This is a genomic window from Archangium primigenium, from assembly GCF_016904885.1.
In the GTDB taxonomy this organism is placed as follows: Bacteria; Myxococcota; Myxococcia; order Myxococcales; family Myxococcaceae; genus Cystobacter; species Cystobacter primigenius.
Genome location: NZ_JADWYI010000002.1, coordinates 1 through 15,182, shown reverse-complemented (window position 1 = coordinate 15,182; position 15,182 = coordinate 1). Strand labels below are relative to the sequence as shown.

General features: G+C 72.5%; 16 protein-coding genes and 2 pseudogenes. 11 read left to right on the top strand and 7 right to left on the bottom strand.

All coding sequences use genetic code 11. The features are described 5' to 3' along the window. Nucleotides 1-37: 37 nt before the first annotated feature. The 8 genes and pseudogenes from I3V78_RS40430 to I3V78_RS38810 form a co-directional block, all read left to right on the top strand. A pseudogene (locus I3V78_RS40430) lies at nt 38-463 on the top strand (AAA family ATPase); the annotation flags it as partial. Next, complete coding sequence (locus I3V78_RS40285) at nt 426-1,154, top strand: adenylosuccinate synthetase (protein ID WP_338023870.1); 729 nt, start codon at nt 426-428, stop codon at nt 1,152-1,154. The pseudogene I3V78_RS40430 and the gene I3V78_RS40285, both read left to right, overlap by 38 nt. Further along, nucleotides 1,121-1,681, top strand: coding sequence for an adenylosuccinate synthetase (locus tag I3V78_RS39750; protein ID WP_338023869.1), 561 nt, complete (start codon nt 1,121-1,123; stop codon nt 1,679-1,681). The genes I3V78_RS40285 and I3V78_RS39750 overlap by 34 nt, the downstream gene beginning before the upstream one ends. A 5-nt stretch (nt 1,682-1,686) precedes the next feature. Further along, nucleotides 1,687-2,343 carry a DUF7002 family protein gene (locus tag I3V78_RS38825; protein WP_204486775.1) on the top strand — a complete coding sequence of 219 codons (657 nt, stop codon included), beginning with the start codon at nt 1,687-1,689 and terminating at the stop codon, nt 2,341-2,343. A 79-nt stretch (nt 2,344-2,422) separates the two neighbouring features. Then, on the top strand, nt 2,423-3,094 hold the full coding sequence (locus I3V78_RS39745; RefSeq protein ID WP_239578786.1) for a tetratricopeptide repeat protein: 672 nt from the start codon (nt 2,423-2,425) through the stop codon (nt 3,092-3,094). Continuing rightward, complete coding sequence (locus I3V78_RS39740) at nt 3,091-3,639, top strand: hypothetical protein (RefSeq protein WP_239578785.1); 549 nt, start codon at nt 3,091-3,093, stop codon at nt 3,637-3,639. The genes I3V78_RS39745 and I3V78_RS39740 overlap by 4 nt, the downstream gene beginning before the upstream one ends. Before the next feature lie 465 nt (nt 3,640-4,104). Next, nucleotides 4,105-4,437: a hypothetical protein gene (locus I3V78_RS38815; protein WP_204496982.1), complete on the top strand. Its 333-nt coding sequence runs from the start codon at nt 4,105-4,107 to the stop codon at nt 4,435-4,437. 609 nt (nt 4,438-5,046) lie between these two features. Further along, nucleotides 5,047-5,241: a hypothetical protein gene (locus tag I3V78_RS38810; RefSeq protein ID WP_204496981.1), complete on the top strand. Its 195-nt coding sequence runs from the start codon at nt 5,047-5,049 to the stop codon at nt 5,239-5,241. Here the strand turns inward: I3V78_RS38810 and I3V78_RS38805 are convergent. The 4 genes from I3V78_RS38805 to I3V78_RS38790 form a co-directional block, all read right to left on the bottom strand. Further along, entirely contained in the window at nt 5,238-6,509 is a 1,272-nt protein-coding gene (locus I3V78_RS38805) for a hypothetical protein (protein WP_204496980.1), read from the bottom strand. The two genes, I3V78_RS38810 and I3V78_RS38805, sit on opposite strands and share 4 nt — an antisense overlap. A 272-nt stretch (nt 6,510-6,781) precedes the next feature. Further along, nucleotides 6,782-8,143, bottom strand: coding sequence for a peptidase MA family metallohydrolase (locus I3V78_RS38800; RefSeq protein WP_204486772.1), 1,362 nt, complete (start codon nt 8,141-8,143; stop codon nt 6,782-6,784). Between the two features lie 79 nt (nt 8,144-8,222). After that, nucleotides 8,223-8,879, bottom strand: coding sequence for a DUF7002 family protein (locus tag I3V78_RS38795; protein WP_204486775.1), 657 nt, complete (start codon nt 8,877-8,879; stop codon nt 8,223-8,225). 5 nt (nt 8,880-8,884) lie between these two features. Then, the gene (locus tag I3V78_RS38790) at nt 8,885-10,531 is read right to left on the bottom strand and encodes an adenylosuccinate synthetase (RefSeq protein WP_204486777.1); all 1,647 of its coding nucleotides are present in this window, start codon (nt 10,529-10,531) and stop codon (nt 8,885-8,887) included. Between the two features lie 174 nt (nt 10,532-10,705). Here I3V78_RS38790 and I3V78_RS38785 point away from each other — a divergent pair, with 174 nt between their 5' ends. Beyond that, the gene (locus tag I3V78_RS38785) at nt 10,706-11,509 is read left to right on the top strand and encodes a GNAT family N-acetyltransferase (RefSeq protein ID WP_204486779.1); all 804 of its coding nucleotides are present in this window, start codon (nt 10,706-10,708) and stop codon (nt 11,507-11,509) included. Nucleotides 11,510-11,590: 81 nt separating this feature from the next. Continuing rightward, on the top strand, nt 11,591-12,268 hold the full coding sequence (locus I3V78_RS38780; RefSeq protein ID WP_204486781.1) for an iron-containing redox enzyme family protein: 678 nt from the start codon (nt 11,591-11,593) through the stop codon (nt 12,266-12,268). Here I3V78_RS38780 and I3V78_RS40280 read toward each other — a convergent pair. Continuing rightward, on the bottom strand, nt 12,265-12,969 hold the full coding sequence (locus I3V78_RS40280) for a LuxR C-terminal-related transcriptional regulator (RefSeq protein ID WP_204496979.1): 705 nt from the start codon (nt 12,967-12,969) through the stop codon (nt 12,265-12,267). The genes I3V78_RS38780 and I3V78_RS40280 overlap by 4 nt on opposite strands. Nucleotides 12,970-13,549: 580 nt before the next feature. Between I3V78_RS40280 and I3V78_RS39730 the strand changes: the two genes are divergently transcribed. Beyond that, nucleotides 13,550-13,741, top strand: a complete 192-nt coding sequence (locus I3V78_RS39730) for a response regulator transcription factor (RefSeq protein ID WP_338023868.1) — start codon at nt 13,550-13,552, stop codon at nt 13,739-13,741. Here I3V78_RS39730 and I3V78_RS38765 read toward each other — a convergent pair. Together I3V78_RS38765 and I3V78_RS39725 are read right to left on the bottom strand one after the other, a co-directional pair. Then, nucleotides 13,680-14,261: an iron-containing redox enzyme family protein gene (locus I3V78_RS38765; protein ID WP_338023871.1), complete on the bottom strand. Its 582-nt coding sequence runs from the start codon at nt 14,259-14,261 to the stop codon at nt 13,680-13,682. The two genes, I3V78_RS39730 and I3V78_RS38765, sit on opposite strands and share 62 nt — an antisense overlap. 525 nt (nt 14,262-14,786) lie before the next feature. Continuing rightward, nucleotides 14,787-15,182 (bottom strand): annotated as a pseudogene (locus I3V78_RS39725) (GNAT family N-acetyltransferase); the annotation flags it as partial.

The window sequence follows — 15,182 nt, the reverse complement described above, 5'->3', positions numbered from 1 at the left end:
CGTCTTCCCTAGCTTCTTCGACAGCGGGGAGGTGCGCATGTCGTCGAGGGAGCGGATTTTGGTCATCTCGGGTCCGATAGGCGCGGGCAAGTCCACGCTCGCCGAGGGACTCGTCGCGCGCCACGGAGCGCACCGTGTCAGCTCCCGGGCGTTGTTGCTCGCGCGTCTGGAGGGACGCGGCGAGGACCGGCGCTCGCTCCAGGAGGCGGGGGCGGCGCTGGATCGGGAGACGGGCGGGCGCTGGGTGGCGGACAGCGTGAAGGAGCTCCTCCAGCGCGCGGAGGTGCCCCCATCCCTGCTCGTCGTGGATTCCGTCCGTGTCGCCGCCCAGGTCGAGTCCCTGCGAGAGGCCCTGGGCTCCCGGGTGCTCCACGTGCACTTGACCGCGCCCGAGCCGGAGCTCGCGGCGCGGTACGACCAGCGGCGTGCCCACGCGGCGTCCGATCCCGAGCGCACCTCGTTCGCGGAGGCCCGCGCCGACACCACGGAGCGCGGCGTGGAGGCGCTCGCGACGCGGGCGGACCTGGTGTTGGACACCCACCGCCATCCCACCGAGGCCGTGCGCGTCCAGGTCTCCGCCCTGCTCGGGTTGTACGGCCGGGACGCGGAGGGCTCGTCGACGTGCTGGTGGGCGGCCAGTATGGCAGCGAGGGCAAGGGCCAGATCGCCGCCTACCTCGCCCCCGAGTACGACGTCCTCGTGCGGGTGGGGGGCCCAACGCCGGACATCGCGTGTACGAGGAGGGCGTTCCCTATACCTTCCACCTCCTGCCCTCGGGGACGCGGGTAGCCCCCCGGACACGGGTGGTGCTGGGTCCTGGAGCCACGCTCGACCTGACGGTACTTCAGCAGGAGATCGCCGACTGTCGGCTCGAGCCGGGGCGGCTCTTCATCGACCCCCAGGCACTCCTCATCGAGCCCGAGGACGTCGCGTTCGAGGAGGCGTCCTTGCGCCAGCAGATCGCATCGACAGCACGAGGCGTGGGGGCCGCGGCCGCGCGCAAGGTGCTGCGCACGGCGGCGCGGCTCCCGGTGCGCTTCGCCCGGGACATCCCGGAGCTCGGCCCTACCTGCGTCCCACGCGGGAGGTGCTGGAGGACGCCTACGCGCGGGGAGGCCGGGTGCTCGTCGAGGGAACCCAGGGGGCGGGCTTGAGCCTGCACCATGGGGACTACCCCTACGTGACCTCGCGGGACACGACGGCGAGCGGGTGCCTGGCGGAGGCCGGCATCGCGCCCGGGCGGGTGCGCAAGACGCTCCTGGTGTGCCGCACCTACCCCATCCGGGTGCAGAACCCAGAGAGAGGGACGGAGGAAGGGACGGGCACCTCGGGGCCCATGGTCGCAGAGCTGTCCTGGGAGGAGATCGCCCGGCGCTCGGGCCTGCCGCTGGACGAGCTGCGCGCCCAGGAGCGGACCTCGACGACGAACCGTCAGCGGCGGGTCGCCGAGTTCGATTGGGCCCTGCTGCGCAAGGCCGCCGCGCTCAACGCCCCCACGGACGTGGTGCTGACCTTCCTGGACTACCTCGCCGCGGGCCACCGCTCCGCCCGACGCATCGAGCAGCTGACTCCCGAGGCGCACCGCCTCATCGAGGGCATCGAGCGGGTCGCCCAGTCCCCCGTGTCGCTGCTGTCCACGGGCTTCGGGTTTCGGAGCATCCTCGACCGGAGGGCGTGGTGAGCGGCATGGACGCGAAGGCCTTCGCCGAGCGGTTCCCCCAGCTCTTCCACATGGCGGAGGCGGGCAGCTGGCCGAGCATCCAGCGCCACGGGTTGTTGAGCACCTCGGCGCTCCTGGAGCTCTTCGAGGTCCAGGGCGAGCGCCGGGTGGCCCTGGAGGCGCGGCATCGGCCCGAGTCGGTCGCGCTCCAGCACCCCCGGCACGGGACGGCGGTCGTCCGGGACCAGAAGCCCATGGATGACCAGGGGCTCGCGCGGAGCCTGGGTGGGGGTTTGTCCCCGACGGACTGGTACCGGCTGCTCAACGCCCGGGTCTTCTTCTGGGTCAGCGCCGAGCGGCTCACCCGGCTGCTCGGGGCCCGAGCGTACCGGGACAAGCGGCAGACGGTGCTGACGGTGGACACCGCGCGGCTGCTGGCGCGTCACGAGGCGCGTGTCCTGCTCTCCCCCATCAACAGTGGGGCGACCAAGCCGTTCCCCGCGCCCCGGGGGCCGGACACCTTCCTGTCCCTGGCGCGCTACCCGTTCGCCTACTGGGACCAGAAGAGAAAGCGCCGGGAGCCGGTGGTGGAGCTGACCGTGGAACATTCCGTGCCCGACATCCGGGAGCTCGTGCTGCGGGTCGAGGACTACGAGGCGGGCCACCCCGTCGCGACCCCATAGCCCGAGCGGGCGGGAGTCAAGGGGGGAGCGGGCCGCTCGCCCTCGATGGGGCGGCTCGGCCATAATGGGGGGTACCCCGATGCGTGCACTCCTCCTGTCCGCCCTGTTGTCCGCCGCCCCGCCGCCCTCCGCCGCCCAGGCCCAGAAGCTCGCCGAGCAGGAGCAGTGGGACGAGCTGTACCTCGCCTGGGCCGCCGTCAAACCCCAGGGCTACTCCGCCCCCGACCGCCGCGCCGTCGCCCTCGCCCTCGGCAAGGGCTGTGACGCCCTGTCCGGCACCGATGCCGTCATGGCGTATTCGCTGGGCGAGCGCGCCGTGCTCTTCGAGGAGACCGTGCCCGGCCTGCGCTGTCTGGCGAAGACCTCGCTCGCCACCGAGCAGCGCGGCGGCGCCGAGGAGGCCCTGCGCCGGGGCCACAAGCGCTTTCCCAAGGAGGGCGCCTTCGCGCTGGAGCTCGGGCGGCTCTTGCTGGAGGACAAGGATGCCCAGGGCGCGCTCGAGGTGCTCCAGCGCATTTCCCCGCGCGCGCCCGAGGCGGAGCAGGCCCGGGAACTCCTGGAGAAGGCCCGAGGCGCCTCCAGCGAGGAGCGCGAGGCCCGCTCCCAGGCGCGCGCCATCGAGCGGCGCTTCTCCGGCGAGGGGGACAGCGCGGGGCTGCCCCCCGCCGCCCCGAGCACCTCCGGACTCTCCTACGCGTCCGGCGTGGGCGAGGACGGCATGCGCACGCGCGCCACAGCCGCTTCATCGTGAAGTACTTCAACAACGCGCGCGACTTCAGCCAGCGCGCCGAGTACGAGGGCCGCATCGTCGCCGCGCTCGACGAGGCGCATGGCCACACCCGCCAGGTGCTCGGCGAGGCGCGCGAGGCGCCCGTGGACGTCGTGCTCTACACCCGCGAGGAGTTCCGCACCCACCAGGGCGCCGCGCTCGCGCGCACCGTGGCCGGGCTGTACTCGGCCGGCGCCATCCGCATCAACGACGCCGCGGAGCTCACCCGCCAGACCAAGGCCACGCTCGTGCACGAGTACGTCCACGCCGTGGTGGATGACCTCGTCCAAGCCGCGCGCGGCGGCCAGCACGTGCCCGTCTGGCTCAACGAGGGCCTGGCCGAGTACGTGGAATGGCGCTACCTGGGCCACGACAAGCCCCCCGTCCAGATGGCCAACCGCCTGCGCGGCGCGCCGCCCAGGCCGACCAGCTGCCCTCCCTGGAGCAGATGTCCGGCCAGTCCCTCATCTCCCTGGGGGATCCGGGGCTGGCGTACGCGACCTCGGCCATGGCCGTGCGGGAGCTGATGGCCGACGGAGGGCCCGGCCGCCTGCTCAGGCTCATCCGCGAGGTGGGCGAGGGCCCCCCTTCGAGCAAGCCCTGCGCGACCGGCTACGGCCGGACGATTCCAGAATTGAACGAGGCCGTGAAGGCCGCTCTCTCGCGCAGGTAACAGGCGGGCGGAATCCACGGACGCGAAGTTTACCCCCCTGTCCGAGTCTCCTAGAGTCCGGCTGGGAAATTTCTTGCTTGGCGCTGCACCGGGAGCACCGGTTCCCCCGGTTCGCAGCGAGGTGACGGATGTCCGACACACGCGCGGCGATGAGGGAGTACCGCTTCTTGAACGAGAAGCGGGCACGGGGGAGTTTCTCTCCCGTCGAGGAGGCTCGTTGGAACGAGCTCCGGGGCCAACTGGGAGACCCGGGGGCCACGGGGGCGGAGCCGATGGTCGCGGAAGCCGCGCCTCAGGGCTACTACGGCGAGGACGGCCAGTGGTACGCCTACCCCGCCGACTACACCGCCCCGCAGCAGCCCAGGGCTACTACGGCGAGGACGGCCAGTGGTACGCCTACCCCGCCGACTACACCGCCCCGCAGCAGCCCCAGGGCTACTACGGCGAGGACGGCCAGTGGTACGCCTACCCCGCTGACTACACCGCCCCGCAGCAGCCCCAGGGCTACTACGGCGAGGACGGCCAGTGGTACGCCTACCCCGCCAACTACGACGCCCAGCAGCCCCAGGGCTACTACGGCGAGGATGGCCAGTGGTACGCCTACCCACGAGCGATGACGCCCAGGCCCAGGCGCCCGCCGCCGAGACGCTGACCGCCGAGGAGCCGGTGGCCGAGGCCGCGCAGTTCGAGGCGCCCGCCCCCGTGACGCCGTTCGTGCTGCAGACCACCCTCGAGGTGGACACCTCCGCCCTGGACCTGTCCGCCGCCGAGCCCGACATGCCCGTGATGGAGGCGGAGTCCTCCTGGGCGGACGTCGAGCCCGAGCCCGCGGAGCCCGCGCCGCTCGAGCCCATGGCCGAGGAGGTCTTCGAGGTCGCCGACACGGACCTCGCGCCCGTCAGCGCCGCCACGCCCCTGCCCGAGCCCATCATCGAGTCCGTCGACATGGGGGACTGGGAAGACAGCCCCGCGCCCGAGCCGGAGCCCGTCCTGGCGGCGCCCGAGCCCGTGCAGGAGCTGGGCGAGGACGACTTCTCCTCCCTCAACAACGATGAGAGCGCCGCTTCCGCCGTGCCCCCCCGGGCCGCCGCGCCGCGCGTGGAGGAGCTGAGCCCCACCCAGACGCTCGACATCCCGCGACGACATCTCGGTGCTCGACGCCTCGGGCCACCTGCCTCCGTCCGAGGAGCCCGTGCAGCCGTCTCCGAGGAGTGGGAGTCCACGGCGCCGCCTCCTCGCCGACGCCTGGGAGGAGGGGGACGTGCCCCGCGCGTTCGACTCCGACGAGGACGGCCTGGCCGACGCGGATCGCATGGAGGTCACCGCCTCCTACGCCCTGCCCTCCTACCCCTCGAGCGTCACCCCGCCTCCGCCGGCGCCCGCGCCGCTCGCCCTGGAGGAGAGCCCACGTTATGTGTCCGAGCTCGAGGCCTCGCCCGAGCCGCGCGATGCCTAGCGGTGGGGCGCCTCCGCGACCGGCGTGCTGGCCGAGAGCTCGTCCACGGGCGTCTCCCAGGGCGTCTCCACCGCGGGGTAGGCATCGCGCGGCTCGGGCGAGGCCTCGAGCTCGGACACATCGAACGTGGGGCTCTCCTCCAGGGCGAGCGGCGCGGGCGCCGGCGGAGGCGGGGTGACGCTCGAGGGGTAGGAGGGCAGGGCGTAGGAGGCGGTGACCTCCATGCGATCCGCGTCGGCCAGGCCGTCCTCGTCGGAGTCGAACGCGCGGGGCACGTCCCCCTCCTCCCAGGCGTCGGCGGAGGACGGCGCCGTGGACTCCCACTCCTCGGAGACGGGCTGCACGGGCTCCTCGGACGGAGGCAGGTGGCCCGAGGCGTCGAGCACCGAGATGTCGGTCGCGGGGATGTCGAGCGTCTGGGTGGGGCTCAGCTCCTCCACGCGCGGCGCGGCGGCCCGGGGGGGCACGGCGGAAGCGGCGCTCTCATCGTTGTTGAGGGAGGAGAAGTCGTCCTCGCCCAGCTCCTGCACGGGCTCGGGCGCCGCCAGGACGGGCTCCGGCTCGGGCGCGGGGCTGTCTTCCCAGTCCCCCATGTCGACGGACTCGATGATGGGCTCGGGCAGGGGCGTGGCGGCGCTGACGGGCGCGAGGTCCGTGTCGGCGACCTCGAAGACCTCCTCGGCCATGGGCTCGAGCGGCGCGGGCTCCGCGGGCTCGGGCTCGACGTCCGCCCAGGAGGACTCCGCCTCCATCACGGGCATGTCGGGCTCGGCGGCGGACAGGTCCAGGGCGGAGGTGTCCACCTCGAGGGTGGTCTGCAGCACGAACGGCGTCACGGGGGCGGGCGCCTCGAACTGCGCGGCCTCGGCCACCGGCTCCTCGGCGGTCAGCGTCTCGGCGGCGGGCGCCTGGGCCTGGGCGTCATCGCTCGTGGGGTAGGCGTACCACTGGCCATCCTCGCCGTAGTAGCCCTGGGGCTGCTGGGCGTCGTAGTTGGCGGGGTAGGCGTACCACTGGCCGTCCTCGCCGTAGTAGCCCTGGGGCTGCTGCGGGGCGGTGTAGTCAGCGGGGTAGGCGTACCACTGGCCGTCCTCGCCGTAGTAGCCCTGGGGCTGCTGCGGGGCGGTGTAGTCGGCGGGGTAGGCGTACCACTGGCCGTCCTCGCCGTAGTAGCCCTGGGGCTGCTGCGGGGCGGTGTAGTCGGCGGGGTAGGCGTACCACTGGCCGTCCTCGCCGTAGTAGCCCTGAGGCGCGGCTTCCGCGACCATCGGCTCCGCCCCCGTGGCCCCCGGGTCTCCCAGTTGGCCCCGGAGCTCGTTCCAACGAGCCTCCTCGACGGGAGAGAAACTCCCCCGTGCCCGCTTCTCGTTCAAGAAGCGGTACTCCCTCATCGCCGCGCGTGTGTCGGACATCCGTCACCTCGCTGCGAACCGGGGGAACCGGTGCTCCCGGTGCAGCGCCAAGCAAGAAATTTCCCAGCCGGACTCTAGGAGACTCGGACAGGGGGGTAAACTTCGCGTCCGTGGATTCCGCCCGCCTGTTACCTGCGCGAGAGAGCGGCCTTCACGGCCTCGTTCAATTCTGGAATCGTCCGGCCGTAGCGGTCGCGCAGGGCTTGCTCGAAGGGGGCGCCCTCGCCCACCTCGCGGATGAGCCTGAGCAGGCGGCCGGGCCCTCCGTCGGCCATCAGCTCCCGCACGGCCATGGCCGAGGTCGCGTACGCCAGCCCCGGATCCCCCAGGGAGATGAGGGACTGGCCGGACATCTGCTCCAGGGAGGGCAGCTGGTCGGCCTGGGCGGCGCCGCGCAGGCGGTTGGCCATCTGGACGGGGGGCTTGTCGTGGCCCAGGTAGCGCCATTCCACGTACTCGGCCAGGCCCTCGTTGAGCCAGACGGGCACGTGCTGGCCGCCGCGCGCGGCTTGGACGAGGTCATCCACCACGGCGTGGACGTACTCGTGCACGAGCGTGGCCTTGGTCTGGCGGGTGAGCTCCGCGGCGTCGTTGATGCGGATGGCGCCGGCCGAGTACAGCCCGGCCACGGTGCGCGCGAGCGCGGCGCCCTGGTGGGTGCGGAACTCCTCGCGGGTGTAGAGCACGACGTCCACGGGCGCCTCGCGCGCCTCGCCGAGCACCTGGCGGGTGTGGCCATGCGCCTCGTCGAGCGCGGCGACGATGCGGCCCTCGTACTCGGCGCGCTGGCTGAAGTCGCGCGCGTTGTTGAAGTACTTCACGATGAAGCGGCTGTTGGCGCGCGTGCGCATGCCGTCCTCGCCCACGCCGGACGCGTAGGAGAGTCCGGAGGTGCTCGGGGCGGCGGGGGGCAGCCCCGCGCTGTCCCCCTCGCCGGAGAAGCGCCGCTCGATGGCGCGCGCCTGGGAGCGGGCCTCGCGCTCCTCGCTGGAGGCGCCTCGGGCCTTCTCCAGGAGTTCCCGGGCCTGCTCCGCCTCGGGCGCGCGCGGGGAAATGCGCTGGAGCACCTCGAGCGCGCCCTGGGCATCCTTGTCCTCCAGCAAGAGCCGCCCGAGCTCCAGCGCGAAGGCGCCCTCCTTGGGAAAGCGCTTGTGGCCCCGGCGCAGGGCCTCCTCGGCGCCGCCGCGCTGCTCGGTGGCGAGCGAGGTCTTCGCCAGACAGCGCAGGCCGGGCACGGTCTCCTCGAAGAGCACGGCGCGCTCGCCCAGCGAATACGCCATGACGGCATCGGTGCCGGACAGGGCGTCACAGCCCTTGCCGAGGGCGAGGGCGACGGCGCGGCGGTCGGGGGCGGAGTAGCCCTGGGGTTTGACGGCGGCCCAGGCGAGGTACAGCTCGTCCCACTGCTCCTGCTCGGCGAGCTTCTGGGCCTGGGCGGCGGAGGGCGGCGGGGCGGCGGACAACAGGGCGGACAGGAGGAGTGCACGCATCGGGGTACCCCCCATTATGGCCGAGCCGCCCCATCGAGGGCGAGCGGCCCGCTCCCCCCTTGACTCCCGCCCGCTCGGGCTATGGGGTCGCGACGGGGTGGCCCGCCTCGTAGTCCTCGACCCGCAGCACGAGCTCCCGGATGTCGGGCACGGAATGTTCCACGGTCAGCTCCACCACCGGCTCCCGGCGCTTTCTCTTCTGGTCCCAGTAGGCGAACGGGTAGCGCGCCAGGGACAGGAAGGTGTCCGGCCCCCGGGGCGCGGGGAACGGCTTGGTCGCCCCACTGTTGATGGGGGAGAGCAGGACACGCGCCTCGTGACGCGCCAGCAGCCGCGCGGTGTCCACCGTCAGCACCGTCTGCCGCTTGTCCCGGTACGCTCGGGCCCCGAGCAGCCGGGTGAGCCGCTCGGCGCTGACCCAGAAGAAGACCCGGGCGTTGAGCAGCCGGTACCAGTCCGTCGGGGACAAACCCCCACCCAGGCTCCGCGCGAGCCCCTGGTCATCCATGGGCTTCTGGTCCCGGACGACCGCCGTCCCGTGCCGGGGGTGCTGGAGCGCGACCGACTCGGGCCGATGCCGCGCCTCCAGGGCCACCCGGCGCTCGCCCTGGACCTCGAAGAGCTCCAGGAGCGCCGAGGTGCTCAACAACCCGTGGCGCTGGATGCTCGGCCAGCTGCCCGCCTCCGCCATGTGGAAGAGCTGGGGGAACCGCTCGGCGAAGGCCTTCGCGTCCATGCCGCTCACCACGCCCTCCGGTCGAGGATGCTCCGAAACCCGAAGCCCGTGGACAGCAGCGACACGGGGGACTGGGCGACCCGCTCGATGCCCTCGATGAGGCGGTGCGCCTCGGGAGTCAGCTGCTCGATGCGTCGGGCGGAGCGGTGGCCCGCGGCGAGGTAGTCCAGGAAGGTCAGCACCACGTCCGTGGGGGCGTTGAGCGCGGCGGCCTTGCGCAGCAGGGCCCAATCGAACTCGGCGACCCGCCGCTGACGGTTCGTCGTCGAGGTCCGCTCCTGGGCGCGCAGCTCGTCCAGCGGCAGGCCCGAGCGCCGGGCGATCTCCTCCCAGGACAGCTCTGCGACCATGGGCCCCGAGGTGCCCGTCCCTTCCTCCGTCCCTCTCTCTGGGTTCTGCACCCGGATGGGGTAGGTGCGGCACACCAGGAGCGTCTTGCGCACCCGCCCGGGCGCGATGCCGGCCTCCGCCAGGCACCCGCTCGCCGTCGTGTCCCGCGAGGTCACGTAGGGGTAGTCCCCATGGTGCAGGCTCAAGCCCGCCCCCTGGGTTCCCTCGACGAGCACCCGGCCTCCCCGCGCGTAGGCGTCCTCCAGCACCTCCCGCGTGGGACGCAGGTAGGGCCCGAGCTCCGGGATGTCCCGGGCGAAGCGCACCGGGAGCCGCGCCGCCGTGCGCAGCACCTTGCGCGCGGCCGCGGCCCCCACGCCTCGTGCTGTCGATGCGATCTGCTGGCGCAAGGACGCCTCCTCGAACGCGACGTCCTCGGGCTCGATGAGGAGTGCCTGGGGGTCGATGAAGAGCCGCCCCGGCTCGAGCCGACAGTCGGCGATCTCCTGCTGAAGTACCGTCAGGTCGAGCGTGGCTCCAGGACCCAGCACCACCCGTGTCCGGGGGGCTACCCGCGTCCCCGAGGGCAGGAGGTGGAAGGTATAGGGAACGCCCTCCTCGTACACGCGATGTCCGGCGTTGGGCCCCCCCACCCGCACGAGGACGTCGTACTCGGGGGCGAGGTAGGCGGCGATCTGGCCCTTGCCCTCGCTGCCATACTGGCCGCCCACCAGCACGTCGACGAGCCGCTCCGCGTCCCGGCCGTACAACCCGAGCAGGGCGGAGACCTGGACGCGCACGGCCTCGGTGGGATGGCGGTGGGTGTCCAACACCAGGTCCGCCCGCGTCGCGAGCGCCTCCACGCCGCGCTCCGTGGTGTCGGCGCGGGCCTCCGCGAACGAGGTGCGCTCGGGATCGGACGCCGCGTGGGCACGCCGCTGGTCGTACCGCGCCGCGAGCTCCGGCTCGGGCGCGGTCAAGTGCACGTGGAGCACCCGGGAGCCCAGGGCCTCTCGCAGGGACTCGACCTGGGCGGCGACACGGACGGAATCCACGACGAGCAGGGATGGGGGCACCTCCGCGCGCTGGAGGAGCTCCTTCACGCTGTCCGCCACCCAGCGCCCGCCCGTCTCCCGATCCAGCGCCGCCCCCGCCTCCTGGAGCGAGCGCCGGTCCTCGCCGCGTCCCTCCAGACGCGCGAGCAACAACGCCCGGGAGCTGACACGGTGCGCTCCGTGGCGCGCGACGAGTCCCTCGGCGAGCGTGGACTTGCCCGCGCCTATCGGACCCGAGATGACCAAAATCCGCTCCCTCGACGACATGCGCACCTCCCCGCTGTCGAAGAAGCTAGGGAAGACGGTGCCGGGGGCCCATACCCCTTTCGGGGGGGGCCGCAGAGGGGAAAAAACGACGGCCGCGGCGCACTCGCGCCTCGGGCCCCGAACAGTTTCCTGAATGCACGGTTCGGCACGACGCCGACCCGTCAGGAGGGGTTCATGGCCACACTGACCTGTCACATCGCCGCCACCCAGCGGCAGCTCGATGATGCGCTGCGCGTGCGCTGGAAAGTCTTCGGCGAGGAGCTGGAGCTGCTCGGACGCACGCCCCATGGCGTGCCTCGGGAGAACAATGGTTTCGACACCCTGGCCACCACCGCGCACGTCATCGTCTACGCGGAGGACGTGCCCGTGGCCACCGCCCGCCTGCTGCTGCCCAACCCCGAGGTGGCCCGCGCCACCGGACACCGGCTGGGCATCGATCTGGAGAGCAAGGTGGACCTCACGGACCTGGCGGGGCCGGGCCTGGTGTTCGCCGAGACCACCCGCTTCTGCATCCTCAAGGACTGGCGCCACTCCGCGGTCCTCATGCGGTTGCACGCCGGGCTCTATCAGGAGAGCCGCCTGCGGGGCGTGACGCACTGGATCGCCTCCGCCAACACGGAGACGGACTCGGCCGAGGACGCGCGCCTCCTCCACCAGGTGGCGGCCCACCAGGGGCTGCTGAGCACCCGGTGGCGCGCGCGGACGCTCGTCTCGCCTCCGTCGCCGGAGGTCCCGACCGCGCCCCTCTACACCCCCGAGGAGCGGGCGCGCGCCCACCAGGGGCACCTGGAGGGCCTGCGCCTGCCCCGGGTGTTGTCGCTCTTCTCCGGCAAGCTGGGCGCGCGGTTCATCGCCGAGCCCCTCTATGACGCGGGCTTCCGCCGCTTCTCCCTGCCCCTGGTCGCGGCGCTCGACGCCACGCCCGCCAGCACCCGGGCGCTGTTCGACAAGCTGACCGCCCGCACCTCGCGCGGCTGAGTCGCGCCCGACTTTTCCCCCCACACCTCTTCACCTCACCACCCACGGTCCCCTTCCCGGGGCCCGAACAGGAGGACGTCCATGCACACGCCCACCGAGAACCCCTCCCCGATGAACTGGCTCACCCTGTTGGAGCACGAGGCGCGCACGCTGCTCGCGGAGTTGGACGCGCACCCCGAGGCCCGGCGGCTCTTCGACGGCAGCATCGACAAGGACCGCTACGTCCACTACCTCATCCAGACGTACCACTACGCGCGGTGGAGCACGCCCCTGATGGCCGAGGCGGGGCGGCGCATGAAGCGCCTGAACCCGAACTCCTGGCTGGGGGAGCTGTTGCAGCAGAAGGCCGACGAGGAGCGCGGGCACGAGCGCTGGCTGCTGTCGGACCTGCGGCAACTGGGCTGGTCCGCCGAGCGCGTCGAGCGGCAGATGCCCAACCCCGCGACCACCGCCTACGTGGCGTGGAACCGCTTCACCTCGCGCTGCGGCCGGCCCGAGGCGTTCCTCGGCACGGCCTACGTGCTGGAGTACCTGTCCGTGAGCCGCGCGAGCCAGTCCGTGGAGCGGATGCTCGCGGCGGACACCATCCCCAACATCCGCAAGGCCGTCACCTTCTTGAGGGCGCATGGCCCCACGGATGAGGGGCACGTGGCGGAGCTGACGTCGCTGTTGGGCTCCCTGGAGGAGCCGGAGGCGCGGGACGCGCTGCTCTTGTCCGCGCGCACCACCCGGGTGCTCTACCTGGGGCTCTTCGCCTAGGAGCGTCGGGCCAGGGCGAGCAGCCCGGTCCGGCCCGAGGTCACCCCCAAGCGCTTGAAGGACGCCTCGACGTGGTCCTTCACCGTGCCCTCCTTGATGGCGAGCGCGGTGGCGATGTCCTGGTTGGACAGGCCCTGGGCGATGAGGGTCGCCACCTCGAATTCTCTGGGCGTCAGGATCCGTCGCCACGCCTCGGGGATCGCGTGGAGCTCCTTGAGCCGGAGCTCCCACAGGTCGCGGCCCTCGATGCGCGGCAGTCGGGTGAAGCACACCTCCAGGGAGCTCGTCCCCCGCTCCTCCCGCCACACGAGGGGGGTGGACGTGACCACGGCACTCCCCGCCAGGAACGCGTCCATCCGCTCCTTCCAGGCCCGGGGGATTCCGTCCTCGTCCCGGTCCGAGCGGGAGGGGAACCACCGCTCCAGGAGGGCCGTGACGGCCTCCGTCCGGAAGCCTTCCCGCCGCCGGGCATCCAGCACGATGGCGTGGGCGCCTTCCTGGCGGAGCAGCTCCTCCATCAGCTGACTGTGCGCGGACAGCGCGCCGAAGCGCGCGAAGTTCTGGAACGCCCCGGACAGGGCGGGGGTGAGTTGCTGCAACAGGCGCTGCTTCGTCGCGGAGAAGGCCCGGACGCGGTCGCTGTACAGCGCGACCGCGCCACTGCCCACCTGGTGCTCGGGCACGAGCAGGACCGCGAGCACGTGCCGCGGCGCAGGTGCGACTCCCGGCTGCGCATGCGCACTGCGTGGCAGGCGGAGTCGCTGCGCCTCACGTGCTCGCGGTCTGCTCGTGCCCGAGCCCAGGTGGGCAGTGGCGCGGTCGCGCTGTACAGCGACCGCGTCCGGGCCTTCTCCGCGACGAAGCAGCGCCTGTTGCAGCAACTCACCCCCGCCCTGTCCGGGGCGTTCCAGAACTTCGCGCGCTTCGGCGCGCTGTCCGCGCACAGTCAGCTGATGGAGGAGCTGCCCGCCAGGAAGGCGCCCACGCCATCGTGCTGGATGCCCGGCGGCGGGAAGGCTTCCGGACGGAGGCCGTCACGGCCCTCCTGGAGCGGTGGTTCCCCTCCCGCTCGGACCGGGACGAGGACGGAATCCCCCGGGCCTGGAAGGAGCGGATGGACGCGTTCCTGGCGGGGAGTGCCGTGGTCACGTCCACCCCCCTCGTGTGGCGGGAGGAGCGGGGGACGAGCTCCCTGGAGGTGTGCTTCACCCGACTGCCGCGCATCGAGGGCCGCGACCTGTGGGAGCTCCGGCTCAAGGAGCTCCACGCGATCCCCGAGGCGTGGCGACGGATCCTGACGCCCAAGAATTCGAGGTGGCGACCCTCATCGCCCAGGGCCTGTCCAACCAGGACATCGCCACCGCGCTCGCCATCAAGGAGGGCACGGTGAAGGACCACGTCGAGGCGTCCTTCAAGCGCTTGGGGGTGACCTCGGGCCGGACCGGGCTGCTCGCCCTGGCCCGACGCTCCTAGGCGAAGAGCCCAGGTAGAGCACCCGGGTGGTGCGCGCGGACAAGAGCAGCGCGTCCCGCGCCTCCGGCTCCTCCAGGGAGCCCAACAGCGACGTCAGCTCCGCCACGTGCCCCTCATCCGTGGGGCCATGCGCCCTCAAGAAGGTGACGGCCTTGCGGATGTTGGGGATGGTGTCCGCCGCGAGCATCCGCTCCACGGACTGGCTCGCGCGGCTCACGGACAGGTACTCCAGCACGTAGGCCGTGCCGAGGAACGCCTCGGGCCGGCCGCAGCGCGAGGTGAAGCGGTTCCACGCCACGTAGGCGGTGGTCGCGGGGTTGGGCATCTGCCGCTCGACGCGCTCGGCGGACCAGCCCAGTTGCCGCAGGTCCGACAGCAGCCAGCGCTCGTGCCCGCGCTCCTCGTCGGCCTTCTGCTGCAACAGCTCCCCCAGCCAGGAGTTCGGGTTCAGGCGCTTCATGCGCCGCCCCGCCTCGGCCATCAGGGGCGTGCTCCACCGCGCGTAGTGGTACGTCTGGATGAGGTAGTGGACGTAGCGGTCCTTGTCGATGCTGCCGTCGAAGAGCCGCCGGGCCTCGGGTGCGCGTCCAACTCCGCGAGCAGCGTGCGCGCCTCGTGCTCCAACAGGGTGAGCCAGTTCATCGGGGAGGGGTTCTCGGTGGGCGTGTGCATGGACGTCTCCTGTTCGGGCCCCGGGAAGGGGACCGTGGGTGGTGAGGTGAAGAGGTGTGGGGGGAAAAGTCGGGCGCGACTCAGCCGCGCGAGGTGCGGGCGGTCAGCTTGTCGAACAGCGCCCGGGTGCTGGCGGGCGTGGCGTCGAGCGCGCGACCAGGGGCAGGGAGAAGCGGCGGAAGCCCGCGTCATAGAGGGGCTCGGCGATGAACCGCGCGCCCAGCTTGCCGGAGAAGAGCGACAACACCCGGGGCAGGCGCAGGCCCTCCAGGTGCCCCTGGTGGGCGCGCGCCCGCTCCTCGGGGGTAGAGGGGCGCGGTCGGGACCTCCGGCGACGGAGGCGAGACGAGCGTCCGCGCGCGCCACCGGGTGCTCAGCAGCCCTGGTGGGCCGCCACCTGGTGGAGGAGGCGCGCGTCCTCGGCCGAGTCCGTCTCCGTGTTGGCGGAGGCGATCCAGTGCGTCACGCCCCGCAGGCGGCTCTCCTGATAGAGCCCGGCGTGCAACCGCATGAGGACCGCGGAGTGGCGCCAGTCCTTGAGGATGCAGAAGCGGGTGTCTCGGCGAACACCAGGCCCGGCCCCCGCCAGGTCCGTGAGGTCCACCTTGCTCTCCAGATCGATGCCCAGCCGGTGTCCGGTGGCGCGGGCCACCTCGGGGTTGGGCAGCAGCAGGCGGGCGGTGGCCACGGGCACGTCCTCCGCGTAGACGATGACGTGCGCGGTGGTGGCCAGGGTGTCGAAACCATTGTTCTCCGAGGCACGCCATGG

Coding starts and splice junctions, on each gene's coding strand:
- I3V78_RS38825 (WP_204486775.1), top strand. CDS start 1,687: ATGGACGCGAAGGCCTTCGCCGAGCGGTTCCCCCAGCTCTTCCACATG.
- I3V78_RS39745 (WP_239578786.1), top strand. CDS start 2,423: ATGCGTGCACTCCTCCTGTCCGCCCTGTTGTCCGCCGCCCCGCCGCCC.
- I3V78_RS38805 (WP_204496980.1), bottom strand. CDS start 6,509: ATGGTCGCGGAAGCCGCGCCTCAGGGCTACTACGGCGAGGACGGCCAG.
- I3V78_RS38800 (WP_204486772.1), bottom strand. CDS start 8,143: ATGCGTGCACTCCTCCTGTCCGCCCTGTTGTCCGCCGCCCCGCCGCCC.
- I3V78_RS38795 (WP_204486775.1), bottom strand. CDS start 8,879: ATGGACGCGAAGGCCTTCGCCGAGCGGTTCCCCCAGCTCTTCCACATG.
- I3V78_RS38790 (WP_204486777.1), bottom strand. CDS start 10,531: ATGTCGTCGAGGGAGCGGATTTTGGTCATCTCGGGTCCGATAGGCGCG.
- I3V78_RS38785 (WP_204486779.1), top strand. CDS start 10,706: ATGGCCACACTGACCTGTCACATCGCCGCCACCCAGCGGCAGCTCGAT.
- I3V78_RS38780 (WP_204486781.1), top strand. CDS start 11,591: ATGCACACGCCCACCGAGAACCCCTCCCCGATGAACTGGCTCACCCTG.